This window comes from Bradyrhizobium sp. RDM12 (genome assembly GCF_051917485.1).
GTDB lineage: Bacteria > Pseudomonadota > Alphaproteobacteria > Rhizobiales > Xanthobacteraceae > Bradyrhizobium.
Window position 1 is genome coordinate 4321990 of sequence record NZ_CM133064.1, and the last position, 22459, is coordinate 4344448.

Consider the following 22459-nt stretch of genomic DNA (forward strand, 5'->3'; position numbering starts at 1 on the left):
TGCCAGCGGCTTTGCGGTGCTACTGCGGTTCATCGCCCTGACCCTGATCGTCCGCGATGTCGTCTGTCTGGGTGGGCGTCAACCGGATCATCTTGGGAGGTCGACCGCGGGGTGACGGTGCGACGGGCTTGATCTGTTCGAACTCGCCGGTATGCCAATCGTCGTGATCAGTCTTCGTCATCTGTTTCCTTTCAAGGGTGAGAAGGTCTTCAGGCAGGTCGTCGTCCATCTCGTCCATACGGCACGTCCTGTCATCGATGGCCGGGCGCGCTCCGGCGCGCGCCGGCGTCATATCGGTATTCCGGTTATTTGCCCGGGATGGGTCGACGGCAATGACGCGCCAGACATCTCGCTTCATCTGGTCGCGGACGACGGTGATCCCGGCATCGCCGAGCGTGCCGACGAAGAACGTGTCGCCGTCGGGCGTCCCGCGCTGATATAGGCGAAAGAGTTCGACACCATCGCTCATTGGACGACCCGGCTTTCGGCAGACCGACCGGCGCCGGCGCGCGCCATGCGCGCCCGGCTCTCATCAGCTGCGGCCCACTGCTGATCAACCGGCGGCAGTTCTATTGTTAGATAAGAATAACTGCGGACGCACTTTCGATACGGTATCAAATGGCCGTCCGCAGTCTGCAAAATCAGATTGCGGACGGGGTTTTGATACCGTGTTGATACCGTATCAAAATGCCGTCCGCAGTCTGCGGGAGTGAGGGCGCCCGGCATCATGCGCGTGACCCTCTCCTGATCTCCATCGCCTCGTCCATTTTCGATCCGGGCACCATGCGCGTCTGAAGTCGCCCCTCCTTGACGCCGTGTTTGATGGCCCGATGGATCGCGGGACGGAGGCTGCCGGTTTCTCTGCCCAAGGTCTCGAAAGCGATCGCCTTCGACCGTTTAAGTTGGCGGACGATGGCGCTTACGTTCCACCAGTCGTCCTTCGGCAGAACATTCAGGATCGCGTCGACGCGGAGAGCCGGCCTTGACGCCGTTGGCTTTGCTGCAAGTCGTTCCTGAAGCCGTTCCTCTCGCTTCCGCGCGGCTTCCTTTGCCTTGCGCCTCGCCTGCATGGCTTCGTCGGTCATGCCGGCGATGCGGAAGGTCCTGATCCTCGCTCTGGCGTGTTCGGCCTCAGTGACGTCCAAGTCGCTGCCCAACGCTTCGGGGGTCCAAAACCTCCGCCTTCTGAACGCGGCTTCGATCGCGTCATCGCGGTCGGCCGGTGACATCCACCCACATCTAAAGGCAAGGAAGTTGGTAGCCCTTAGACGGCCGTCTTTTCCAGACATCGCCAGCGTGTCCAGCAACCTATCTCGAAACCGCGCGCCATCATCGTTCGCGGGTAGCTTTCGTCCGTGCCGCACAGCCATGAGCCTGTAGAGTTCGCCGGGTCGGAAGCGAGCGACAGGATTTTCAACCTTCTTGAAGCGAGTAGTCTCATTCGCCGGGCCAGGACGGCGGGCGACGGCCGCTGTGCTCATTCGTCACCGCCCGGCAGCAGGACCTGTTTCCAGATTTCAGCTCGGACAGCCGCTTCAACGCGCCGGACTTCGACGTCAATCGCGATCTGATCCACGCCCATGTCTTCTAGGTTTTTGCGAAGTGCACTCAGATTGCGCCGCACGTGCTGCTCGCCTTGTTCGGCGGGTCGCGTCAGCACGTTTTTCACGTGCCGGCGGACGTACGCTGCATCCCGGAAGCGGCCGGGCAGAAGCATCACCTTCGCTTGTGGGATCGCGATCTGAACATGAAGCCGCGGATCGCTTGTCATGTCGACCGGCGCGGCCTCGCGCCGGGCATCGCGCACTACTCGGATGGCAGACGTGTCGGCCATGGTCATGTGACCCCTTGGGCTTGTCGACCGTCGAAGAAGGTGCGCCACGCCGCGAGCGCGAAGGCGTGGCAGTGTCGTTCGATCTCATCTTCCGTGATGCTCAGACCGGCAAGCCGGCTCCATTCGATATCGAGATGATCAATCAGATATTGCTCGGCATCGTCGACGGATGGTCGCTTCTGCATTTCGTTCGCGATGAACTCGACGATCCGGCGATGCCGGGACGACGGAAAAATGTAGACCTGCGCCATGGGTCAGACCTCAGATGATTTGCGACTGGGGAAGTGGGCGGCACGCCGTTAGACGGAGAAAACGGCGCGCCGCCGGTAGCGCCGCCGTACATCCGGGCGGCGACAAGGCGCCGGGGCTCGTGCACCGCCAGCGCAACGGGATCAGGCGGCGGCCTGTTCGCCGCGCAGAAGCTGAAAAAGGTCTTCGACCGGTACCGTCGTATAGCGTCCGTTCTTTCGAAGGCGGATCGCGCCGTCTTTCGCCAGTTCGTAGAAGCGAGTGTGACCGATGCCGGCGATCTTGCAAAAGTCGTTCACAGATAGGTTGGGCGGCAGATCGTAAATCTTGATCATGTCGAGAAGTGTCATATCGCCGGTCCGCATCTGAAGTGTCCTTGCGTTTTGTTCGTCTGTGATCGCGACAGTCCGTGACGGCGCAGACGTTCGTCAACGTAGGCGAAACTAAAATACTAAAGAACTCGGGGTGATGCTCTTGATGCGGTAAGCGAATTATCGATCGGCGGCCTGTGGAAAAAACTGCTAATTCCGGGCGTTCTACCGGTGGTTTTAACAAAATCGCGCAAATCACTGCAAAGCGTGAGCGGGACGTGATCGTCTGTTGCGCGCCAAATGGCCAGCTGCATCATGAGACGCAGTTGAACGACCGAGGGAGGGTCTTCAAGTTTTCAAGAGGCTGCTGCACAGCCGCCGAACGTCGGAGTTACGTCGCTCCCCATGGTCCACAAGTGACCGGAACCGGATGGGAACGGAACAGTTCTGCCGGCGTCGCAAGATCAAATGCCGGGAAGGCCGCGTGTCCAGCGTGAAGAGTTCTCGCTGGAACAGGCAGGCGGCAAAGGTCGATACTGTGGACGTTGTAGTCGCTACGGGGTGGCTAGGAAACCGAGCGCGATCGGCGCGCCTTCGCAATCGGCACGACCGCGCCGGACTTGCGCAGGTCGTCCAGATAGTCGGCCCACCATTGAGCGAGGCGGGTTCGGTCCGCGTCGTAGGTTGCACGGTTGTAGATGCTGCGAATTTGGTTGCCGTCGCTGTGAGCCAGTGCCGCTTCGATGATGTCAGCGTCGAACAACCGCGACGTGTTTGCCAACGTCGAGAAGGACGACCGGAAGCCGTGCGGGACGTGCGTGTCGCTCGAATACCCAAGTCGGCGCAGAGCAGACCCTAGCGCGCCTTCGGACATCGGCCGCAACGCTGGACGTTTCGACGGCATGCCATCCTTGCCGATCAAGCGGCGAGGCTGCGCGTTGGGGAACACATGGTCGGCGCCGGCCGCGGCGTGGATCGACGACCATCCTGTTATGTCGCGCAGTTCTGCGAGGATAGCGATTGTCTGTCGGGACAGCGGCACCTTGTGTTCGCGCCGCATCTTCATGACTTCCGGCGGGAGCATAATCGAGGGCTTCTTGACATCGTCAGCCACCCAACTCCATCGCAGTTGCCGCAGTTCACCCGGTCGCAGCGCGGTGAGAGCGAGAAGCTGCAAGGCAAGCCTCGTTTCCTTGGTGCCGTCGTAACCATCGATTGCGCGGAGGAGGGCGCCGAAGGCCACCGGATCGACGATGGCGGCGTAGCTCCTCGTTTGCGGTGGCGTTAGGTGGCCTGATTTTGCAAAAGCAGCCGCCGGATCGAATTCCCGAAGACCTTCCGCCACGGCATACGAGAACACGCGGCTAAGCGTCGCTCGGCATCGCTTCGTGGTTTCATACCGGTTCTTCCCATGCCGGCCGGCAGCCTCCACTTTACGAAGCGCCGCCAGCACGTCTGACGACGTGATGGCGCCGATCTGAAGCTGACCGATCTGCGGCCGGACTAGGTCAATTATCCAAGTCAGCTTGTCTAGGGTGGTCGCGCTCTTTGACGTCTCGCGCTGCTTGGCCAGCCACGCATCAGCCACGGCGTCAAACGTCGTCAGATGCGCCGCAGACGCCGCGAGCTTGTCGGCCTTCCGTTTATCCGACGGGTCTACGCCCTTCGCGAGAAGGGCCTTGTTCGCATCCCGCGCGATCCGTGCGTCGGCGAGCGTGATCGCGGGATAGGCGCCCAGCGCGATCAGCTTTTGTTTGCCGCCGAACCGATACGCCTGACGCCAAAGCCGCGATCCGCTCGTTTCGACAAGCATATATAGGCCGCCGCCATCGCTTAGTTTGTACGGCTTTTCCGCTTTCTTGGCTGCGCGACAGGCTGCATCGGTCAAAGGCATGGATCGTCCCCGCTAGGGCTCCGTACCAACAGTCGATCCGATCCCTACCAACGTCCATACCAACAGAATTTGCGGAAGCTGACGGAGGAAGCGAACGCTGACGGAGCGAAAACCGCTATATTTCAGCGACTTCTGTCGCCGAAGCGGAGACTAGCGAACGATGGGGAATAGTCAAATGGTGCCGGCTGAGGGGATTGAACCCCCGACCTTCGGTTTACAAAACCGCTGCTCTACCGCTGAGCTAAGCCGGCGACGCGCCCTAAGAAAGCGGGCAGGGGCCGACCAGCGCCGGGCTGCCCACCCGCGCGTCGCAATACCAGACTTGGTCGGAAAGTGCTAGAACCCGAAACAGGCGGCCCGTGGAGGCCGCCTGTTCTGGTTCGGTCGCGCTAAATCGGCTTACTGGCAGATGTGCCGGCGGCCATCTTCGCCCTTGAACCAGGTGCCGGGCGTGCAGACGAAGCCGTTACGCTGGGCGTAGCTGCGGGTGTCCCAACCGCGATTGTCCCAGCCACGATTGTCCCACGAATTGTCGTAAGCATAGCTGTTGTCCATCGCGCGGAACGGGGCGGTTGCGATCGCACCCGCGGTGCCGATCGCGGTGCCGGCGACATTACCGGCGACGTCTGTCGGCCAGAACCCGGTGTGGGTCCTGTTCCAGTCGTTATTCCAGTCACCGTTGGTCTGGCGGTAGCTCACCCGGCGATGGCGATAGCCGTGATCGACGTAGGGATTGCCGGGTCCGACGTTCTGGCAGTTGGCGCTGGGGAATTGCCCCGCGCAGCGTCCCGGGTCTGCGACGACCGATTGTGCCATCGCGGCGCCAGTAATCATCGTCGCCCCGATCGCGACTGCGCCGAGGAGTTTGATCTTCGTCATTGTTGTCTCCCTTCGAATTGACAGGGGCTAAATGCCGGGAACGGCAGTCGTTCCGAACAGACGGGCTGATTTTCCGCCCCTTCGGTCAAACGGACGTGAGCGGAAGGGAATAGGTTCCGTAGCTCGCCCGGCCGTTAACACTTCGCTAGTACGCCCTGCAGCATTTGAGCGGCGCGCGATGCTTACGTGTTAGGCTTACCGGAATTTGGTCAGCTGTCCTTAACCCTCTCCGCGCGGCAATCCGTTAGATTGTGATCCGGACAACCGGAATCCTTCCATGCGCGCATCCGCGCTCGCAGCCTTTCTGATCGGACTGCCCGCAACGGCACTTGCCGGCGGCGGCTTCGATATCGTCGTGCCCGGCCGTCCCGGCGTGCCCATCATCATCAACAATATCGATGCGTCCTATAGCGTGGTCGAAGGTGTCTGGGGCCTAGGCAAGGGCGTCCAGGTGCAGCCCACGATCTATGGCGGGCGTTACGTGGCCGAACGGCAGCCCTTCGATGTCGGCCATTACTATCCCAGCATGGGGCTGCAGCCCGGCTATGGCCGGCTCGAGGTCGAACCACCCGCGAAACGCAAATTGCCGCAGCCGGCAGAGAGCTATCACCAGAGCTGGGGCGCGTCATCCGCGCCGCTGCCGCCGCAAATGGATGTGCCGGTCAACCCGCCGCCGGTGATCCTCGCGCCTGAGATCAACGACCGTCCACGCCGCCCGCGACCGCGGCCGCATGCAGAGATCCCCGGCAAGCCGCCGGGTTAAGAAACGTCAAAATCCAACAAAACGGAATCAACAGGAGAGAGTAATGCGTCAGATGATTTCAGGACTGGTCGCGGCGGCTGTCGTGATGCTCGTGGGCAGCGCGCCGGCCATGGCCTGCGGCTTCAATCCCTGCCAGCCGGTTGCGCCGGTCTATTCCGGCTGCAACACCGGCTGCGGTGGCTATGGCGCCGGCTATGGCTACGGTTATGGCTATGAACGCCTGGCCGAGCCGAGCTCGCAGTACTATTACGTCAACCAGGGCCCGACCTACACCGGCCCGGGCGCCTTCGCGCCGACTCCGACCTACCAGGAAGACGCGGTCGTCGCGCCGGCCAATTATGGCTACGGCTATGGTTATCGTGCGGCCGCCATTGCGCCGCCGATCGCCTATCCCTATCGCCGCCCGTACTATCGTCCGTATCGCTATGGCTACGGCCCGCGCTACGGTTACCTGCCGCGCACGCATTACGGCTACGGTCCGCGCTATGGCTACGCTCATCGCTACGCGCCGTACTACGGCGGCCATCGCGTGCTGCGCCGCTACTACTGATATCGATTGATCGAATGAAGTGCCCGTCTGCGAGATGCGGACGGGCGCTTTCGTTTGTTACCGCTTCATCAGCCCAAGCCGGCTTGCGCCGACATAGAGCGAAAGCACGGCGGCGTTCGAGACGTTGAGGCTCTTGATCTCGCCGGGCATGTCGAGCCGCGCCACGACGCTGCAGGTCTCGCGGGTCAATTGCCGCAGACCCTTGCCTTCGGCGCCCAGCACCAGCGCAAGTGGCTCGCGTAGCGTGACGTCCGAGAGGTCCTCGCTGCCTTCGCTGTCCAGCCCAACCGTCTGGAAGCCGCGCTCGTTCAGTGCCGTCAGCGCACGCGCGAGGTTTGGGACGGTGATGACAGGCACCAGCTCCAGCGCGCCTGAGGCGGCTTTCGCGAGAACGCCGGTCGCCTCCGGACTGTGGCGCGCGGTGGTAACGATCGCTTTCACCGCGAACGCGGCGGCGGAACGCAGGATGGCGCCGACATTGTGTGGATCGGTGATCTGGTCGAGCACCAGCACCATGCCCTCCTCCGTCAGCGTCTCGATATCGGGCGAGGGCAGGGGATCGGCTTCGGCGAGCAGGCCCTGATGCACGGCATCGGGCGACAGCAGCCGGTCGATCTCCTGCGGCCGGACGATCTCGGGCGCGATCCGGGTCTCAATGTTCTCGTCCGCCAGGCGCCGCGCGGCGTTCTCGGTCAGCGTCAGCTTGCGGATCTTCCGCTGCGGGTTGGCGAGCGCCATCGTGACGGTGTGCCAGCCGTAGAGGATGACGGGCCCGTCGGCATGCGAATCGCGTTCGCGCCAGGCTGGCCGGCCAGCCGATTTCCCGGGCCTGTTGAAGGGCTTAGACCCGCTCCTGGGGCCCTTGGGGATGAATTTTCGATCCTTCATGGGCTCGCTTGTGTCACGGGTCCCGGAATATGGCAATTTGGGCGCCATCGGGGACGATTTTAGCTGTCCGCCTCGGTTGACTTTACCCCACCGCTTCGCCCATAACCGCGCCCGGTCGCGCCCCCATCCGGGCTGTTGCGGCCTTCACGTTCCATGGCCGTCTTCGGTCCGCCGGCAAGGTCCGGCCCGATTGTGCTGCCGTCGAGCGGGGGAGTGTCCCGAGTGGCAAAGGGAGCTGACTGTAAATCAGCCGCCTTATGGCTTCGCAGGTTCGAGTCCTGCCTCCCCCACCAGCCTTCGCTCGCTTCGCGAGCTATGGCTGGGCAAGCCAGCACCGATGCCCGTGGCGCGAAGCTAGCGAAGGCTGCCACGCCGTAGCCCGAAGGGCGCAGGCGGGCTGTCTCCAATCGCTACCCCAACATCTCCCGCACCATCGGCACCACCTTCCGCCCATAAAGCTCGATGCTCTTCATCAGTTTCTCGTGCGGCAACGGCCCCGCCGAATATTTCAGCTGAAACCGCGCAATGCCAAGCGCCTTGGCCGTGTTGGCGATCTTGCGCGCGACCGTTTCCGGCGAGCCGACATAGAGCGAGCCGTGCTCGGCTTCGCTGACGAATTCGTCGCGGCCCATCGCCGGCCAGCCGCGCTCACGGCCGATGCGGTCGCGCATGGCCTTGTAGTCGGGCCACAGCTCTTCGCGGGCCTGTTGGTCGGTCTCGGCGACATAGCCGGGCGAATGCACGCCGATCGGCTGCGCGGCACGGCCGAACTCCTTGAAGGCGCGGTGATAGAGATCGACGTAGGGCGCGAAGCGTTCCGGATCGCCGCCGATGATGGCGAGCATCAGGGGAAGGTCGTAGTGCGCGGCGCGCATCACCGATTGCGGGCTGCCGCCGACACCGATCCAGGTTTTGAGCGTTCCGTTCTCGACCGGCGGATAGACCAGCTGATCCCTGAGCGGCGGACGCAGCTTGCCTTCCCAGCTCACCGGCTTCTGCGACAGCAATGCGGCGAACAGATCGAGCTTCTCCTCGAACAGCTCCTCGTACTTGCGCAGATCGAAGCCGAACAGCGGAAAAGATTCCGTGAACGAGCCGCGGCCGAGGATCACCTCGGCGCGTCCATTGGAGAGCGCATCCAGTGTGGCAAAGCGCTGGAACACGCGGATCGGATCGTCCGAGCTCAGCACCGTCACGGCCGAGCCGAGATGAATGTGTTCGGTGCGCGATGCGATCGCGGCGAGCACGGTTTCGGGCGAGGAGATTGCGAAATCGGCACGGTGATGCTCGCCGATCCCGATGAAGTCGAGTCCGAGCTCGTCGGCCAGCACCGCCTCGTCGACGACGTTACGAATCACTTGCGCATGCGGAAGCATGCTGCCTGTTGCGTCCCTGGTGACGTCGCCAAAGGTATCCAGTCCGAATTCGAGCGGTGCGGTCATCGATCAGGTCTCTGTGGGGAGGATCGAGCAGATTTAATGGACGGCAGCCCAGTCACAAGGCGACATTTCGGAAATGCTCGGTTTCCGTTTTTACCGCCACATCCCCGCATCCGCGCGCCGATGTCGATCTTCGGACCCTGCGATGCGGCGCGCGCCGGCCGCGGCCGCCTTCGGCCAGGCGGCGCGCTCGAACAGATAGACCAGCTGCTCCGGGATGAAGCGCGTCCGCGAGGCATAGACGTGGCGGTCGCCCTTGGCTTGCTGGCCGTGGACGAAGAAGCGCTGCGGCACCACGAGGTGCAGATCGTCCTTGGCGCGCGTCATCGCGACATAGAGCAGGCGGCGCTCCTCCTCGAGCTCGGCGCTGGTACCGGCGCCGAGATCGGACGGCATGCAGCCGTCGACGACGTTGAGCACGAACACTGACTTCCATTCCTGGCCCTTGGCGGAGTGGATGGTGGAGAGGATTAGATAGTCCTCGTCGCGGAGAGGCGGACCTGACTTGTCGCTGGTCGCGTCCGGCGGATCGAGCGTGAGTTCGGTCAGGAATTTTTCGCGCGAGGAGTAGCCGCTCGCGATCTGTTCGAGCTGCATCAGATCGGCGCGGCGCGTCTCGGAATCTTCGTGGATGCGGTCGAGGTGCGGCTCGTACCAGAGACGCGCACGCTCGAGATCGGCCGGCCATTCCGAGTAGCGTAGGTTCTCCACCGTTCGGACGAAGCCGGTCCAGTCTGCGCCGGTGCGCGGCGGCACGGGAAGCTGGCCGAGCGCATGCAGCGGGTCCATGCTCTCGGCCATCTGGTCCAGCACGCGCTGTGCGGTTGCTGGTCCGATGCCCGGTAAAAGATGCAGAATGCGAAATCCCGCGACGCGATCGCGCGGATTTTCGGCAAAGCGCAGCAGCGCCAGCACGTCCTTGACATGCGCGGCGTCGAGGAATTTCAGCCCGCCGAATTTCACGAAGGGGATGTTGCGGCGGGTCAGCTCGATTTCGAGCGGGCCGGAATGTGATGAGGTGCGGAACAGTACCGCCTGATGCTTGAGCAGCGCGCCCTGTTCGCGGTTGGCCAGCACCTGCTCGACGATGTAGCGGGCCTGGTCGGCCTCGTCATGCACGGTGACGAGCTGCGGCTTCTGCGAGGAGGTGCGGTCGGTCCAGAGGTTTTTGTGAAGCGCTCGCGCGCGAGCCCGATGACGCCATTGGCCGCCGCCAGCACCGGCTGCGTCGAGCGGTAATTGCGGTCGAGCGTGATCATCTCCGCGCGCGGCGAGAAGCTTTGCGGAAAATCCAGGATGTTGCGCACACTCGCGGCGCGGAACGAATAGATCGACTGCGCGTCGTCGCCGACGACGGTGAGCCCGCGTCCGTCGGGCTTCAACGCCAGCAGGATCGAGGATTGCAGGCGGTTGGTGTCCTGATACTCGTCGACCAGCACGTGATCGAAGCGGCCGCCGATCTCGTCGGCGATCAGCGCATCGCTCGTCATCTGCGACCAGTAGAGCAGGAGGTCGTCGTAGTCGAGCACGTGCTGGGCCTGCTTGGCCTCGACGTAAGCGGCAAACAGCCCCTTCAATTCGGCGGCCCAGCCTGCGCACCAGGGATAATGCGCCCCTAACACCTTTTCGATCTCCATCTCCGCGTTGACGCAGCGCGAGTAGATCGACAGGCACGTGCCCTTGGCCGGAAAGCGGCTCTGCGTCTGCGACAACCCGCGTTCGTGCCGGACCAGATTCATCAGGTCGGCGGAATCCTCGCGGTCGTGGATGGTGAAGGCGGGATCGAGGCCGATCCGCTCGGCATATTCGCGCAGCAGCCGCGCGCCGATGCCGTGGAAAGTACCGGCCCAGGTCAGCGCATCGCCCATGATCGCGGCGTTGTTCTCGCCCAGCACTTTTCGCGCGATGCGCTCGACCCGGCCGGCCATCTCGGCGGCGGCGCGGCGCGAAAACGTCATCAGCAGGATGCGGCGCGGATCGGCACCGGCGACGATCAGATGCGCGACGCGATGGGCAAGCGTATTGGTCTTGCCAGAACCGGCGCCGGCAATGACGAGAAGCGGGGCGCCCACGGTCACGCCATCGGCCACGCCATGCTCTACGGCGCGGCGCTGCTCCGCATTGAGCGTGTCCAGATAGGTTGTCACGAATCGCCCCGATGAAGCCCGCAGAATCAACGATCCCCGGGCGAATCGCAATGCGGCTGGACGCAAGTCGCCCAAGGATTCGGGGGAGAGGGCAGCTCAAGTTCCAATCTGGGCGGTCATCGTGCTGCTCAACATGACGACGACGCTGTCATCCTTTGGCCGCGGTCTCGCCGAACCCATCGGCCGGCACGTAAAGTTTGACCGGTCGGATTTCGTAGACCGCACTGGGATTGACCTGGCGCAGCAACCGCGCCGCCGCGATCGCCTCGTCATCCGTGTCGTATTGGACGAGGTGGAAACCCAGAAGCTGCTCCTTGGTTTCGGCGAACGGGCCGTCCAGCACGATCCCAGTGCCGGGGCCACGCAAGGTGCGGGCCTTTTTGGTGTCATCCAGACGGGCGGCCGGCCCAAGGTGTCCGCTTGCCCTCAAGGGCGCCTGAACCTCGATGACTTTCGCGACGACCGCGGCGTCCTCCGCCGGCGACCACGACAGAATCTCGTCTTCCACATGGTAGGCCAGGATCGCGTACAGCATCTTCACCTCTATTGTTTTTGGGCGCGCAGCCCAAGGACGTGCGGCCGCAGCCGACACCGACAAGGGCCGACCTCAATATCTCAATATAATGCATCGCGGCGCGTGCGACGAAACGGTCCTGAAACCCGAGTGCCGTGCCGCAAGGGTGAACGCCGTCCGGAGAAGAGGCGACTGATTGCCATCGCTCCCTGCTGCTCACGAGCACTCTCAGCGTGCTGCGGGTGGCTCGCCTTTTCCGAGACAAAATCCCAAAAGAAAAGGCGCGGCGGGGAGACCCCCGTCGCGCCCGATTTCTTGCTCGCTGGTCCAGGGCTGAGAGCGCCCCGATGCCAAGCCCTTATTGAGAACTTAGCGGGCGATCCCAGCGAGGTGACAGCGCTTGGTAAAAGACACTGGATCACCTCCTTTCGTTGATTGCGGAAGACATCAATATAGGCCCGGACGCCGCCGCTGTTAAGGGGTGGCGGTGCAGGGCGGAACCGGGCCTGTGCGCAAGGGCAGGAAAGCCGGCAAAGCGGTCCCGGGGGCAGTTGAGACCGCCGCCTCGCCGTGTTAGGGAGCCGGTGTCGCGGGTGTAGCTCAATGGTAGAGCAGCAGCCTTCCAAGCTGAATACGAGGGTTCGATTCCCTTCACCCGCTCCAGTCTTTTCATAGACATACCGAGAGTGTCGGCTCTTCTTTGATGATCTCATTCTGACAAACAACTTTACAATTTCTGTTGCTCGCTTTTCGACCGACTGTTTTTCGGATCTCGCATCTTCCCGCACCGCTGTTTTTAGACAGGTACGAGCTCATCAAAACCGAAGATCTTGGTTTGGGGAAGAGGTGTTGAGCGCGCGTGCGGCGATCGGCGCCGGCGAGAGTGAGCAGGGCCCCAGTTCCAAAAGTTTTCGCAAGCGGGGCATTCGGTTTCGTGCCGTGCTTCGGAAGCCGCTAGCGGCGTAAGCGTGCGTCAGACCCGTCCGCTGACCGGCAGCAACGCGCCGGTCACACCGCTGGCGGCTTCGCTCGCCAGGAAGAGGATGACATCGGCGAGTTCCTTCGGCGTGACCCATTTGGCAGGATCGGCGTTCGGCATGCTGGCGCGGTTTGCCGCGGTATCGATGATCGACGGCAGCACCGCGTTCACGGTGATCTCGCCTTTCAGTTCGGCAGCGAGCGACTCCGTCAATCTGTGCAGGCCCGCCTTCGAGGCCGCATAAGGACCCATGCCCGAGCCGGCCTGCAGAGCGCCCATCGCGCCGATATTGACGATGCGGGCCGCTCGCGAGTTGAGAAGATACGGTATCGCTGCGCGCGAGGCATTCAGCGCGGTCTCGATATTGAGAGCATACATGCGCTGCCAGGCCTGGAATCGCCGTCGGCGATAGTCTCGAAGGTAAATCCGCCGGCGATATTGATCAGCGCATCGATCGCGCCGAAATGAGCGGCGGCGGCATCGATCGCCTTTTTCGCCTGTGCCGCATCAGTCAAATCGATGCGGCCGAGTTCGATCCGCTCGGCTGTTGCCGTGAGCTCCGACGCAGCATGATCGATACCGGCGACTCGCGCGCCCCGCGAAAGGGCTTCCTCGGCGACCACCTTGCCAAGCGCGCCGAGCGCGCCAGTGATGACAACGACTTTACCCTGTCCGCTTGCGCCAGACAGGCTCACGTCACGCATCACGTCTTCCATTTGATCATCGTCTGCAGGACGCTCATTGCGCGGCCGGCGTAGGGCGGCTGAAATAGCATCTGGATCGGCGAGAGGGGGCCCTGGTAGAAGACCGGGCGCAATTTTGAGAACGTGTTGAACCCCTCGCGCGCGTGGTAGTGGCCCATGCCGCTCGCGCCGACCCCACCGAAAGGCAGGTCGTGCTGGCCGACGTGCAGGAGAGCTTCATTGACCGATACGCCACCCGACATGACCCGCGAGATGTAGAAGTCGCGCAGCTCGGCGTTGTGAGTGAATGGATAGATTGCCAACGGGCGGTCGTGACTATTGATGTAGTCGGCGACCTCCTGCCGATCTGCATACGTCTTGATCGGCAAGATCGGGCCAAAGATCTCGCGCTGCATGACAATCATGTCTTCCGTCGGATTTAGCACGAGATGCGGAGCAAATTTGCGACGCTTCACATCCGGAATCTGTTGTTCCGCAAGATTGACCAGGACCGCTCCCTTTGTACGGGCATCCTCCAGCGTCGCCTCCAGCCGCGTGAAAGACCGTTCATCGATAATCGACGTGTAGTCCTGGCCGTTGATGTCCGGGAAGCGTTCGGCAAACAGTCGCCGGCAATGGCGGACGAACTCGTCCTCACTCCCTTTGGGCAGAAACATGTAGTCGACATTCGTACAGATCTGACCGGCATTGAACATCTTCACCCAGAGAATGCGCTCCGCCGCTGTTTTGATCGGGAAGTCAGGCCCGACGATCGCAGGTGCCTTGCCGCCCAGTTCAAGCGTGACAGGGGTGAGGTTGCGGGCCGCGTTGGCCATGACCGAGCGACCGGTCGCGCCGGATCCCGTGAACAGCAGGTGGTCGAACGGCAATGACGAGAATCCCGGTCCTCGCCCGCCGCCATCCTCGAAAAAGGCAAGCTTCTCGATCGGGAAATATTTCGGGGAAACGCGCATCAGAACTTGGGCGAGCGCCTTCGAATTTTCCGACATCTTGACCATCGCTCGATTGCCGGCCGCCAGAATCGCTGCGAGCGGGCAGAAGCTGAGGTTAAGCGGGAAATTCCAGGGAACGATCACCCCGACAATGCCGAGCGGCTGCGGGATGACACGATTTCGCGCGAGCGGATAGGTCATGAAGTCGACGTGTCTGCGCTGTGGCTTCATCCACTTCTTCAAATGTTTGACTGCGTCGGCGATGGTTTCCAGGACAACGAAATATTCGGCGAACAGGGTTTCGAATTCAGACCGGTTGCCGTAGTCGGCGTTGATCGCCGCCACCAACTCGTCCTTATTGTCCTTCAGGAGACGCGTCAGCGACTTCAAGTCAGCAATGCGCTGAGCATAGGATGGCTCCGGCGCCGCCAGGTAGGCCCCACGCTGCTTGTCAAAGCAGGACTGAAATTCAGCGGGAATGTCGGACGAACGGGAATTGACAGGCACGTTCATGATGCTCCCTTTCTCCTGGTTTTTCGCGTGTCCTCCAAGCGAAATAACGAGGGCGCGTGTGACCGTGACTGTATCAACTCCAAGTTAGTGCATGCTTGCGTTCGCATGAATGGAGCCGGGCCTTTCATCCATGATCCGCTTGATAACGTCAGCGCAGCGGCCGCACTGGGCGCTGCATCCGAGGCAGGCATACACCTCAGTCATGCGGGGCCGGCGCGCCTCGTTTACGACCGCTGAGCGCACCTGATGGTCGCTGAACACATTGCAAGAACAGACGATCATCGGCATCGCGAAGCCCTGCTGCTGCGCCTCGCTTACGCTACCCACACGGGCGGGAGCAAACCAGCAAGTCGAACCTGGCGCGCTCGCGGACCTGATGGTTACGGATTTAGCTCCTTCCGCGATCGTTCATGTGGCCTTCTGTTCTGCTTCGGTCTGTAGGTCGGCTTCGGTGAAGCCATGGCCGCCGGGGCGCAACGCCGAACGCTCGCGCTTGGAGTGGACCAGCGGGTAGAACATCTGCGTCGTCCAGCGCTCCGGGCCAAACAGGATGTCGTCCTGCAGGCCGGTCTTGGCCGGATATTTCCGTGTGATATGCGCCGTGCCGAACAGCACGTCCCAGAAGAAGAGCAGGTTGCCGAAGTTGCCCTTGTAGTGGCCGATGCCGTCTTCGTTGGTAAGCGCGTGGTGCGCCCAGTGCGTGGCCGGCGTGGAGATGGTGCGCTCCAGCACCCACATCAGCGGATGCAGCGCGCGGATGCGGTACAGCGGCGCGTCCCACGCCCAGGCGCAGTGCGCGCCCAGGATGACCGCCAGTTTGATCACCAGGTACGCCGCGTAGACCGGGCCGAAACCAAGGTACACGGCCACGCCGCCGATCCACAGGCCCGGCATCATCAGGTAGTAGAAGAAGTTGTTGCGGTAGGTAATGCGCACGCTCATGTAGGCCGCGCTGTGGTGCGCGCGGTGCAGCGGCCACAGCAGCGGCGTGTGCGAGGCGCGGTGCCAGAGGTACTGCGTGAGGTCATCGCCGATCAGCAGCAGGCCGGCCATGGCCCACCACGGCAGGTTGGCCCAGGCGTTGTGCTGCGTGGGCATGAGCCAGTTGCACAGGGCGTTGCTGCCCAGCAGTGCGATCGGCTGGGTGATGGCGATCAGGCTGACGAACATCAGCAGCTCCAGCCAGGTGTCGTTGGCTGTCGCGTTGCCGCGCACGGCGGCCTGGTAGCGCCGGGTGATGAACTCCATGGCTGCAAAGCCCAGGATGCAGGCGCCGATCAGGAGGTATTGCAGTTGCGAGCTCATGTGGGGCGTCGCCGCTCTCATGTTTTGGGTTGTGAGAACGACCCTAGGGGTGCCATCATAATGCGTCCAATGCATAGTTCGCATCATTTTAATGCATGGAGAGCAATGCCATGGATCTACGCCGCTTGAACCACGTCGTCGCCCTTGCCGACACTCTGCACTTTGCCCGCGCCGCCGAAGCCACCCATCTGAGTCAGCCGGCCTTCAGCCGCAGCATCCAGGCCATCGAGAGCGACCTCGGTATTCGCCTGTTCGACCGCGACGTTGGTGATGTACACCCCACCCCGGCCGGCGAATTCGTCATCGAGCGGGCGCGCAAGCTGCTGTTCGAGGCACGTTGCCTGCAGCGCGACGTGGATCTTTTCCGTGACAGCCAGCTCGGCGAGACGCCCTTCGGTGTCGGACCGCTTTTGACGGCCACCCTGATGCCACGCGCGCTTGTGGCGCTGCGCCGACAGCACCCGCAGGTGGCGCTGCGCATGGAGGTCGGCAACTGGGTGCAGTTGCTGGAGAGCCTGCGTACCGAGAACATCGAGTTCTTTGCCGCCGATGTGCGCGACATGCCCAGGGATGCCGCGCTGGACATCCAGCTGATCGGGGGGCAGCCGGCCAACCTCTATGTGCGGGCAGGCCATCCGCTGGCCGGGCGCGAGCACACGCTGCAGGACGTCTGGGCGTACGGTCTCGCGGTACCGAAGCTGCTGAGCCCCTCAAAGGTGGAACTTGCCGCCTTGCTGGGCCTGCCCGAGGGCCAGGAGGCCACCATTGCGCTCGAGTGCGACAACTATGGCATGCTCAAGACGGTCGCGCTCACCACGGATACCGTTCTGGGTGCGACGAACGCGGCGGTACGGGAGGAACTGGAATCCGGCACGCTCGTCCTGCTTGTCGTGCACGGCTGGCTGTCGCCCCCGTCGGCCACGGGCATTGTGCGTCTGCGAGGGAGGACCTCGTCGCCGGCAGCCAAGGCAGCCATTGCAGCGATCGTGCGGGCCGCGGGCGAGATCAACGTGTAGGCGCGTTACAGCACCCAACGATGCCCGGTGCGGATTGCCGGCCTCTTCATACTCCCAAATCGACTGCTTTCTTGCCAGAGCCAACCCCGTCCTCGGTTGTAATACATCTCATCAGGAGGCTCTGCGAGCGCGCTTCCATCTATCGTCACCTTCAATCTCGCATTCGGAGAATGGCCCAGCATGTTCGGCGACGCCAAGATGACGCCTGCAATGCTCGACCGCTTGACCCCTCACGGTGACCATTCACCCCAACTCGGTAAAGAAACGACGTTCACAACAACGCCAAAGGCAGCCCACGACCATTCTGACAATGAGAAATTCTGTAATGATCTCGAGGGATCAGAATGGCCTTTAGGTCAGGCCGCCGGCGATTTGATAATTGGTGGTCGCCGTCCGCCGGTCGGCCATCGTCGCGTTCAGAAACAGGCTCAATGCACCCGAGGAATCGGCGCGCGACGGGTGGATCACCTGCTGAAGGAAATTGACATAGATGCCGTAGCGCCCGCGGCTCTGCAGCAGTGGCTGTCCACTGAGCACGGCAGGGTTGCCGTTGATGTCGGTGACCACGTCGGGCGCGGTCGATGTGTCGTACCAGCCGCCGAACTTGTAGCTGCCCTGCAGATTGCCGAACTTCGGCAGCCATCCGAGCTCTGCGGGGATGAGGACACCCGTGGATCCCGAATAGAACACCGGGAGCGCCGATTGCGCCACCTTCAGGTAATTGGGATTGGCGTCAAACACGCCGAACTGAAAATAGCCAAAGCCCTGCAGGTTGAATTTCAGTCTGGAGGCCCATTGGCTGACCGGCCAGTTGTAGATGTAATTGCCGACGAGGTTGCCCGGTTGCGCGCCACAGAATGTCAGGTTCTGGAAATCGCAGGAGAACGCTGCAAAGTCCTCGCCGAACGTGATCCGCCCGATCTTCCAGTCGATCGCGCCGTCGATGAATTTCTGGTCGTACCAGAATTGTGAGCCGCAGCGTCTGGCCGCGTCCGAACACTTCCTGCACCTGTTGCAGCGTGCCGAGGTGCGCGTCGTCGCTGAGATTGCTGCCGTTGCGGTCCGTCCATGTGACCTGGACCGTGCCGCCGGGCACGACGCCCAGCTTGGTCAGATCGAACGTGGTGCCAAAGGTCCATTGATCGGTGTAGGCGACCTGACGACGGTCGCCGCCCGTCGCATTGCCGGCGATCTCACTGGTGTAGCCAAACTGGAAATCGACGCCGGCATTCAACAGCCGGGTTCTCGCGCCATCCCAATCGCCGAACAGCCAAGAGACCGGCGCCACCGGCGCCGGGCTGGTCGCGCCGAGGGGGAGCGTGAGATCAGCGGCATGTGCGGCGTGACTGCCAAGACAAGCGACCACCGCCGAGAGACCCAGCCAAAGATAGAACGTCGCCGCGTACGTCGCTCGCTCATCGGAGGATGCCACCATGACGATGCTCCCGCGTTCAATCCTTCAATGCGTAGGCGATGACGTAATCACCGCGCTTGGTGCCGAACGAGCCGTGGCCGCCGGCCGCGGTGACGACATATTGCTTGCCGTCGACCTCGTAGCTCATGGGTGTCGATTGGGCGCCGGCCGGCAGGCGGTCTTCCCAGAGCACTTTGCCGTCGCGCACGTCGTAAGCCCGGATCGTGTACTCATAGGTCCCGGTGTAGAATGCGACGCCGCCGGCGGTCGTGATCGGCCCACCCAGCATCGGCACGCCCATCTTGAAAGGAAGTGGTAGCGGCGTGGTGTCGCGGATCGTACCATTGGGATGCTGCCAGACGATCTTCATGGTCTTGAGATCGACCGCAGCCATCGAGCCCCATGGCGGCCGGTAGCACGGCACGGAGAAGGGTGAGAGAAAGCTTTCGAGATCCACCCCGAAGGGCGTGCCATACATCGGCTGCACCCCGGCCTCGCTGCCGACCGGCTTCTCGGCGGTCGGCGCCGGAGGATCTGCGGGCCGCGCGGAACGAGCCTTGAGACAAAGGGTAGCGACATCGGATTGACGATGGCGATCCGTCTGACAGGATCGACCGCGATGCCGCCCCATTCGAACATGCCGAGATTGCCCGGGAAGACGAGCGTGCCCTGCAAGGACGGCGGCGTGAAGGTGCCCTCGTAACGCAGTCGATGGAACCAGATCCGGCACAGCAGCTGGTCGAAGATCGTGCCGCCCCACATGTCGGCGCCGGTCAGCTTCGCCTCGGGTCGGAATGTCAGTTCGGAGAACGGCTGCGTCGGCGCGGTGCGGTCGCCGGGTGCAGCTCCCTGCGGCACGGTGCGCTCCGGCGCCGGAACGATCAGCTCGCCGGTCCTGCGATCGAGCACGAAGATGTTGCCCACCTTGGTCGGCTGGATGATTGCGGGAACGACGCCCTTGGCCGTGGTCACGTCGACTAGGCTCGGTTGAGAGGGCACGTCCATGTCCCAGAGATCGTGATGCACGGTCTGGTACGACCAGGCGCGCTTGCCGGTGTTGACGTCGAGCGCAACGATCGAGCTGGAATAGCGCTCGACCAGCGCGTTGCGATTGCCTCCCCAGATGTCAGGCCCGTTATTGCCGGTGGGGATGTAGACCAGGTTCAATTTCGGATCGAACGAGGCTGTGATCCACGAATTCGGCGAACCGTTGGTGTAGTGACGCGTCGGCGACGGCAGCTCGTTCTCGTCCGCCGCGCCGGAGTCCCAGGCCCAAACCAGCTTGCCGGTGTAGACGTCGAAGCCGCGGATCACGCCCGAAGGCACGTCGACCGCGTAATTGTCGATCACCGCGGCGGCGACGACCAGGATCTTGTCGCTGACCACCGGCGGTGATGTCGGCTCGAAGAAGCCCGCCGTCTTGATCCCCATGCCTTGCTGGAGGTCGAGGCTGCCATGATCGCCAAAACTCTCACAGAGCTTGCCGCTATCGGCGTCGAGCGCGATCATGCGGCCGTCGTTGACGGGCAGGAAGATTCGGCGGGGGCATTCCGCGGGCGCGGGGCTGCCGCTGCTGTCGACCGCGCCCGCCGCGGTTTCGTGATAGGAGACCCCCCGGCAAGTCATGTGCTGGAAGGTCTTGTTGAACATCAGCTTGGGATCGTATCGCCAACGTTCCTTGCCGGTCTTGGCGTCAAGCGCAAACAGCACCTGGTGCTGTGAGCAGAGATAGAGCGTGTCGCGCACCTTGATCGGCGTGACCTCGAAGGTGGTCTCACCGGAATCGTTCGGTGTCGGCATGTCGCCGGTGCGGAAGGTCCAGGCGACCTGGAGCTTGCCGACATTGTCAGGCGTGATCTGCTTCAGCGGCGAATAGCGCTGTCCGAATTGCGTGCGTCCATACGCGCGCCAATCGGCATCAGGCTGGGGATCGGCTTCGCTTTGCGGCATGATAGAAGCTTGCTCGACGATCGAGCCGTTGATGTCGTGATAGCTGAACAGAAGCGCGATGATGAGGACGGCCGAAGCTGCGACAACGCCGATCCACAGCGGCAGCGTCGCGCTGCGGTAAGACACCGGCTCGTCTCGCAGCAGCCCGCGAACGATCACTGGCGTGAGAAGCCAGAGCGCCATGGGGAAGACGATGTCGCCGCGCGATGCAAGCGGCCACCAGTCGAACTGCACCTCGGAGACGGCCCACGCCAGGGTGCCGACCAGCACGATCGCAAACAGCCACAGCGCCGAATGGCGCCGTGCCAGCAATAACGCACCCGTGGCGAGAATGCCGGCACCGAGGACGACGTAGAAGATCGACCCACCCAATGCCGCGAGCCAGACGCCGCCGCCCGCGAGGACCAGGCCGATCAAGGCGTAGATGACACCCGTGATAAAGACTGCCCTGGATCGCTGCATGGCTGCTCCGGCGCGGAAAAGGGATCTGGCCTGTCCCCGCGCGAGCGCAACAGACGGCGTCCATTTTCAAGGACTGTCGTCCAATCAGCCAAAACTGGCAACCGTCAACTGCTGCATTCATGTAACACCTGCGCGCAAAATCGCGGCGCACTTGGCTGCAGAAGCAAAGTTCTTCTAAATACGCACTTCATATTTGGACCGCATCCGCCGCGACGCCAAACCTCGGGAACCACGTCCGTCATGTATCTCGGCATCGATCTCGGCACCTCCGCGGTCAAGACCGTTCTCGTCGACGGCGACCAGCGCGTGATTGCAAGCGAGAGCAGGGCGCTGACGATTGCCTCGCCGCTATCAGGCTATTTCGAGCAGGATCCCGCGCAGTGGCTCGAGGCGACCTTTGCCACGCTGGACGCTTTGAAGGCATCGCACGGGAAAGAGCTGGCAGCGGTCGAAGGCGTCGGTTTGTCCGGCCAGATGCATGGTGCCACGCTGCTTGATGCGAGCGAAAAGCCATTGCGGCCTTGCATTCTCTGGAACGACGGACGCTCCGCAGCGGAATGCCGCATCCTGGAGCAGCGCTGGCCCGCCTTGCGTGCAATCACCGGCAACAAGGCGATGCCCGGATTCACCGCGCCAAAACTGCTCTGGATCGCCGCGCACGAGCCCGAGATTTTTGCGGCGACGAAACGCGTCCTGATGCCGAAGGCCTATCTGCGGCTGGTGCTGTCAGGCGAGGCGATCGAGGACGTCTCGGACGCGTCGGGATCGCTCTGGCTCGACGCGGCGCGCCGGGACTGGTCGGATGCGGCGCTGGCCGCGACCGGCCTGTCGCGCGCGCACATGCCGCGCCTGGTCGAGGGCTGCGCGCCCGCAGCCACATTGCGCAGCGAACTGGCGCAGCGCTGGGGCATGGCAAGGCGTCCGATGATCGCGGGCGGCGCCGGCGACAATCCGGCGGGTGCCGTCGGCATCGGCGCGATCAAGCCAGGAAATGCGTTCATTTCGCTGGGAACCTCAGGCGCCTTGCTGGCGCCGACCAGCCACATTGCCGCCAATCCGGACCGCGTGGTCCACACGTTTTGCCATGCAATCCCTGGAATGTGGATTCAGGCCGGCGCGATCCTCTCGGCGGCCTCGTGTCTGGCCTGGGCCGCGCGGCTGTTCGGCGTCGCCGAGGCCGAGCTGCTGGCGCCGCTGGGGGCGCGCCCGCAGGCGCCGTCGCCCGTGAGCTTCCTGCCTTACCTCGCCGGCGAGCGGACACCGCATGACGACCCGCTCGTGCGTGGCATGCTCGACGGCTTGAGCCACGCCACCGACCGCGCGGCGATCGTGCAGGCCGTGCTCGAGGGCGTCGCCTTCGCGCTGACGGATTGCCGGGACGCGCTTGGCGATGCCGGCATTGCGGTTACGGAAGCCGACGTCATCGGCGGCGGCTCGCGTTCCCGGTTCTGGCTATCGGTGCTCGCCAGTGTTCTCGACGTTCCGATTCATCGCTTTGCCGACGGCGAAACCGGAGCTGCGTTCGGTGCGGCGAGACTGGGGCGGCTTGCTGTCACGGGCGAGGCAGTCGCCGCCGTCTGCACACCGCCGCGACGCGTCGAGACGTTCGAACCCGATCGCGCGCTGGTTGAATCCTATGCCGAGCGGCTTTCCACCTGGCACGAACTGTATCGGCCGGGCCACTAACGTCGCTTTGGTTGCCCATTTCTGCCTGTT

Annotated in this window: 19 protein-coding genes, 3 tRNA genes and 4 pseudogenes; 7 read left to right on the forward strand and 19 right to left on the reverse strand. The window is 63.0% G+C overall.

Going from position 1 to position 22459, the window contains the following annotated elements; all coding sequences use genetic code 11:
* Positions 1-19: 19 nt before the first annotated feature.
* The 8 genes from ACTGJ9_RS20975 to ACTGJ9_RS21010 form a co-directional block, all read right to left on the reverse strand.
* On the reverse strand, positions 20-469 hold the full coding sequence (locus ACTGJ9_RS20975; RefSeq protein WP_456672685.1) for a hypothetical protein: 450 nt from the start codon (positions 467-469) through the stop codon (positions 20-22).
* 256 nt (positions 470-725) lie between these two features.
* Positions 726-1481 carry a hypothetical protein gene (locus ACTGJ9_RS20980; RefSeq protein ID WP_456672686.1) on the reverse strand — a complete coding sequence of 252 codons (756 nt, stop codon included), beginning with the start codon at positions 1479-1481 and terminating at the stop codon, positions 726-728.
* Complete coding sequence (locus ACTGJ9_RS20985; protein ID WP_456672687.1) at positions 1478-1840, reverse strand: DUF6074 family protein; 363 nt, start codon at positions 1838-1840, stop codon at positions 1478-1480. The genes ACTGJ9_RS20980 and ACTGJ9_RS20985 overlap by 4 nt, the downstream gene beginning before the upstream one ends.
* Positions 1837-2085 (reverse strand): DUF6074 family protein, encoded by a 249-nt coding sequence (locus ACTGJ9_RS20990; protein ID WP_456672688.1) that lies wholly within the window; start codon positions 2083-2085, stop codon positions 1837-1839. Before ACTGJ9_RS20990 ends, ACTGJ9_RS20985 begins: the two co-directional genes overlap by 4 nt.
* 141 nt (positions 2086-2226) lie before the next feature.
* Complete coding sequence (locus ACTGJ9_RS20995; protein ID WP_456672689.1) at positions 2227-2448, reverse strand: hypothetical protein; 222 nt, start codon at positions 2446-2448, stop codon at positions 2227-2229.
* A gap of 511 nt (positions 2449-2959) precedes the next feature.
* On the reverse strand, positions 2960-4288 hold the full coding sequence (locus tag ACTGJ9_RS21000; protein ID WP_456672690.1) for a tyrosine-type recombinase/integrase: 1329 nt from the start codon (positions 4286-4288) through the stop codon (positions 2960-2962).
* Between the two features lie 176 nt (positions 4289-4464).
* Positions 4465-4539, reverse strand: a tRNA-Thr gene (locus ACTGJ9_RS21005).
* Between the two features lie 148 nt (positions 4540-4687).
* On the reverse strand, positions 4688-5167 hold the full coding sequence (locus ACTGJ9_RS21010; RefSeq protein WP_456672691.1) for a hypothetical protein: 480 nt from the start codon (positions 5165-5167) through the stop codon (positions 4688-4690).
* 277 nt (positions 5168-5444) lie between these two features.
* On the opposite strand from ACTGJ9_RS21010, the gene ACTGJ9_RS21015 reads away from it, so the two are divergent.
* The gene (locus ACTGJ9_RS21015; RefSeq protein ID WP_456672692.1) at positions 5445-5930 is read left to right on the forward strand and encodes a hypothetical protein; all 486 of its coding nucleotides are present in this window, start codon (positions 5445-5447) and stop codon (positions 5928-5930) included.
* A gap of 43 nt (positions 5931-5973) precedes the next feature.
* The gene (locus tag ACTGJ9_RS21020; protein WP_456672693.1) at positions 5974-6480 is read left to right on the forward strand and encodes a hypothetical protein; all 507 of its coding nucleotides are present in this window, start codon (positions 5974-5976) and stop codon (positions 6478-6480) included.
* 57 nt (positions 6481-6537) lie between these two features.
* Here the strand turns inward: ACTGJ9_RS21020 and rlmB are convergent, their stop codons facing one another.
* Positions 6538-7368 (reverse strand): 23S rRNA (guanosine(2251)-2'-O)-methyltransferase RlmB, encoded by an 831-nt coding sequence (rlmB, locus tag ACTGJ9_RS21025; protein ID WP_456672694.1) that lies wholly within the window; start codon positions 7366-7368, stop codon positions 6538-6540.
* A gap of 207 nt (positions 7369-7575) precedes the next feature.
* Here rlmB and ACTGJ9_RS21030 point away from each other — a divergent pair.
* Positions 7576-7661 (forward strand) — tRNA-Tyr (locus ACTGJ9_RS21030).
* A gap of 117 nt (positions 7662-7778) precedes the next feature.
* On the opposite strand, the gene ACTGJ9_RS21035 is transcribed toward ACTGJ9_RS21030, so the two are convergent.
* The 3 genes and pseudogenes from ACTGJ9_RS21035 to ACTGJ9_RS21045 form a co-directional block, all read right to left on the reverse strand.
* Positions 7779-8810: an LLM class flavin-dependent oxidoreductase gene (locus tag ACTGJ9_RS21035; RefSeq protein ID WP_456672695.1), complete on the reverse strand. Its 1032-nt coding sequence runs from the start codon at positions 8808-8810 to the stop codon at positions 7779-7781.
* A gap of 101 nt (positions 8811-8911) precedes the next feature.
* A pseudogene (locus tag ACTGJ9_RS21040) lies at positions 8912-10954 on the reverse strand (ATP-dependent helicase); the annotation flags it as partial.
* Between the two features lie 148 nt (positions 10955-11102).
* Complete coding sequence (locus ACTGJ9_RS21045; RefSeq protein WP_456672696.1) at positions 11103-11489, reverse strand: YciI family protein; 387 nt, start codon at positions 11487-11489, stop codon at positions 11103-11105.
* A 568-nt stretch (positions 11490-12057) separates the two neighbouring features.
* Here ACTGJ9_RS21045 and ACTGJ9_RS21050 point away from each other — a divergent pair.
* Positions 12058-12131 (forward strand) — tRNA-Gly (locus ACTGJ9_RS21050).
* 310 nt (positions 12132-12441) lie between these two features.
* On the opposite strand, the pseudogene fabG reads toward ACTGJ9_RS21050, so the two are convergent.
* The 4 genes and pseudogenes from fabG to ACTGJ9_RS21070 form a co-directional block, all read right to left on the reverse strand.
* Positions 12442-13151: pseudogene (gene fabG / locus ACTGJ9_RS21055) on the reverse strand (3-oxoacyl-ACP reductase FabG).
* Positions 13151-14596, reverse strand: coding sequence for a coniferyl aldehyde dehydrogenase (locus ACTGJ9_RS21060; RefSeq protein ID WP_456672697.1), 1446 nt, complete (start codon positions 14594-14596; stop codon positions 13151-13153). Before ACTGJ9_RS21060 ends, fabG begins: the two are co-directional and overlap by 1 nt.
* 84 nt (positions 14597-14680) lie before the next feature.
* The gene (locus ACTGJ9_RS21065) at positions 14681-14884 is read right to left on the reverse strand and encodes a (2Fe-2S)-binding protein (protein ID WP_456672698.1); all 204 of its coding nucleotides are present in this window, start codon (positions 14882-14884) and stop codon (positions 14681-14683) included.
* Positions 14885-15004: 120 nt separating this feature from the next.
* A complete protein-coding gene (locus tag ACTGJ9_RS21070; protein ID WP_456672699.1) occupies positions 15005-15901 on the reverse strand; it encodes a sterol desaturase family protein in 897 nt (298 codons plus the stop codon).
* A gap of 125 nt (positions 15902-16026) precedes the next feature.
* Here ACTGJ9_RS21070 and ACTGJ9_RS21075 point away from each other — a divergent pair, with 125 nt between their 5' ends.
* Both ACTGJ9_RS21075 and ACTGJ9_RS21080 read left to right on the forward strand, forming a co-directional pair.
* Positions 16027-16917: a LysR family transcriptional regulator gene (locus ACTGJ9_RS21075; RefSeq protein WP_456672700.1), complete on the forward strand. Its 891-nt coding sequence runs from the start codon at positions 16027-16029 to the stop codon at positions 16915-16917.
* Between the two features lie 95 nt (positions 16918-17012).
* Positions 17013-17151 (forward strand): annotated as a pseudogene (locus ACTGJ9_RS21080) (ATP-binding protein); the annotation flags it as partial.
* Positions 17152-17268: 117 nt separating this feature from the next.
* Here ACTGJ9_RS21080 and ACTGJ9_RS21085 read toward each other — a convergent pair.
* The 3 genes and pseudogenes from ACTGJ9_RS21085 to ACTGJ9_RS21095 form a co-directional block, all read right to left on the reverse strand.
* Positions 17269-18352, reverse strand: a pseudogene (locus tag ACTGJ9_RS21085) (carbohydrate porin).
* 16 nt (positions 18353-18368) lie between these two features.
* On the reverse strand, positions 18369-18725 hold the full coding sequence (locus ACTGJ9_RS21090) for an outer membrane protein assembly factor BamB family protein (protein WP_456672701.1): 357 nt from the start codon (positions 18723-18725) through the stop codon (positions 18369-18371).
* Positions 18698-20743 carry a membrane-bound PQQ-dependent dehydrogenase, glucose/quinate/shikimate family gene (locus tag ACTGJ9_RS21095; RefSeq protein WP_456672702.1) on the reverse strand — a complete coding sequence of 682 codons (2046 nt, stop codon included), beginning with the start codon at positions 20741-20743 and terminating at the stop codon, positions 18698-18700. The genes ACTGJ9_RS21090 and ACTGJ9_RS21095 overlap by 28 nt, the downstream gene beginning before the upstream one ends.
* A gap of 240 nt (positions 20744-20983) precedes the next feature.
* Between ACTGJ9_RS21095 and xylB the strand changes: the two genes are divergently transcribed.
* Positions 20984-22429, forward strand: coding sequence for a xylulokinase (xylB, locus tag ACTGJ9_RS21100; protein WP_456672703.1), 1446 nt, complete (start codon positions 20984-20986; stop codon positions 22427-22429).
* The last annotated feature ends 30 nt before the right edge of the window (positions 22430-22459 follow it).

Coding starts and splice junctions, on each gene's coding strand:
- ACTGJ9_RS20975 (WP_456672685.1), bottom strand. CDS start 469: ATGAGCGATGGTGTCGAACTCTTTCGCCTATATCAGCGCGGGACGCCC.
- ACTGJ9_RS20980 (WP_456672686.1), bottom strand. CDS start 1,481: ATGAGCACAGCGGCCGTCGCCCGCCGTCCTGGCCCGGCGAATGAGACT.
- ACTGJ9_RS20985 (WP_456672687.1), bottom strand. CDS start 1,840: ATGACCATGGCCGACACGTCTGCCATCCGAGTAGTGCGCGATGCCCGG.
- ACTGJ9_RS20990 (WP_456672688.1), bottom strand. CDS start 2,085: ATGGCGCAGGTCTACATTTTTCCGTCGTCCCGGCATCGCCGGATCGTC.
- ACTGJ9_RS20995 (WP_456672689.1), bottom strand. CDS start 2,448: ATGCGGACCGGCGATATGACACTTCTCGACATGATCAAGATTTACGAT.
- ACTGJ9_RS21000 (WP_456672690.1), bottom strand. CDS start 4,288: ATGCCTTTGACCGATGCAGCCTGTCGCGCAGCCAAGAAAGCGGAAAAG.
- ACTGJ9_RS21010 (WP_456672691.1), bottom strand. CDS start 5,167: ATGACGAAGATCAAACTCCTCGGCGCAGTCGCGATCGGGGCGACGATG.
- ACTGJ9_RS21015 (WP_456672692.1), top strand. CDS start 5,445: ATGCGCGCATCCGCGCTCGCAGCCTTTCTGATCGGACTGCCCGCAACG.
- ACTGJ9_RS21020 (WP_456672693.1), top strand. CDS start 5,974: ATGCGTCAGATGATTTCAGGACTGGTCGCGGCGGCTGTCGTGATGCTC.
- rlmB (WP_456672694.1), bottom strand. CDS start 7,368: ATGAAGGATCGAAAATTCATCCCCAAGGGCCCCAGGAGCGGGTCTAAG.
- ACTGJ9_RS21035 (WP_456672695.1), bottom strand. CDS start 8,810: ATGACCGCACCGCTCGAATTCGGACTGGATACCTTTGGCGACGTCACC.
- ACTGJ9_RS21045 (WP_456672696.1), bottom strand. CDS start 11,489: ATGCTGTACGCGATCCTGGCCTACCATGTGGAAGACGAGATTCTGTCG.
- ACTGJ9_RS21060 (WP_456672697.1), bottom strand. CDS start 14,596: ATGAACGTGCCTGTCAATTCCCGTTCGTCCGACATTCCCGCTGAATTT.
- ACTGJ9_RS21065 (WP_456672698.1), bottom strand. CDS start 14,884: ATGCCGATGATCGTCTGTTCTTGCAATGTGTTCAGCGACCATCAGGTG.
- ACTGJ9_RS21070 (WP_456672699.1), bottom strand. CDS start 15,901: ATGAGCTCGCAACTGCAATACCTCCTGATCGGCGCCTGCATCCTGGGC.
- ACTGJ9_RS21090 (WP_456672701.1), bottom strand. CDS start 18,725: ATGGCTGCGGTCGATCTCAAGACCATGAAGATCGTCTGGCAGCATCCC.
- ACTGJ9_RS21095 (WP_456672702.1), bottom strand. CDS start 20,743: ATGCAGCGATCCAGGGCAGTCTTTATCACGGGTGTCATCTACGCCTTG.
- xylB (WP_456672703.1), top strand. CDS start 20,984: ATGTATCTCGGCATCGATCTCGGCACCTCCGCGGTCAAGACCGTTCTC.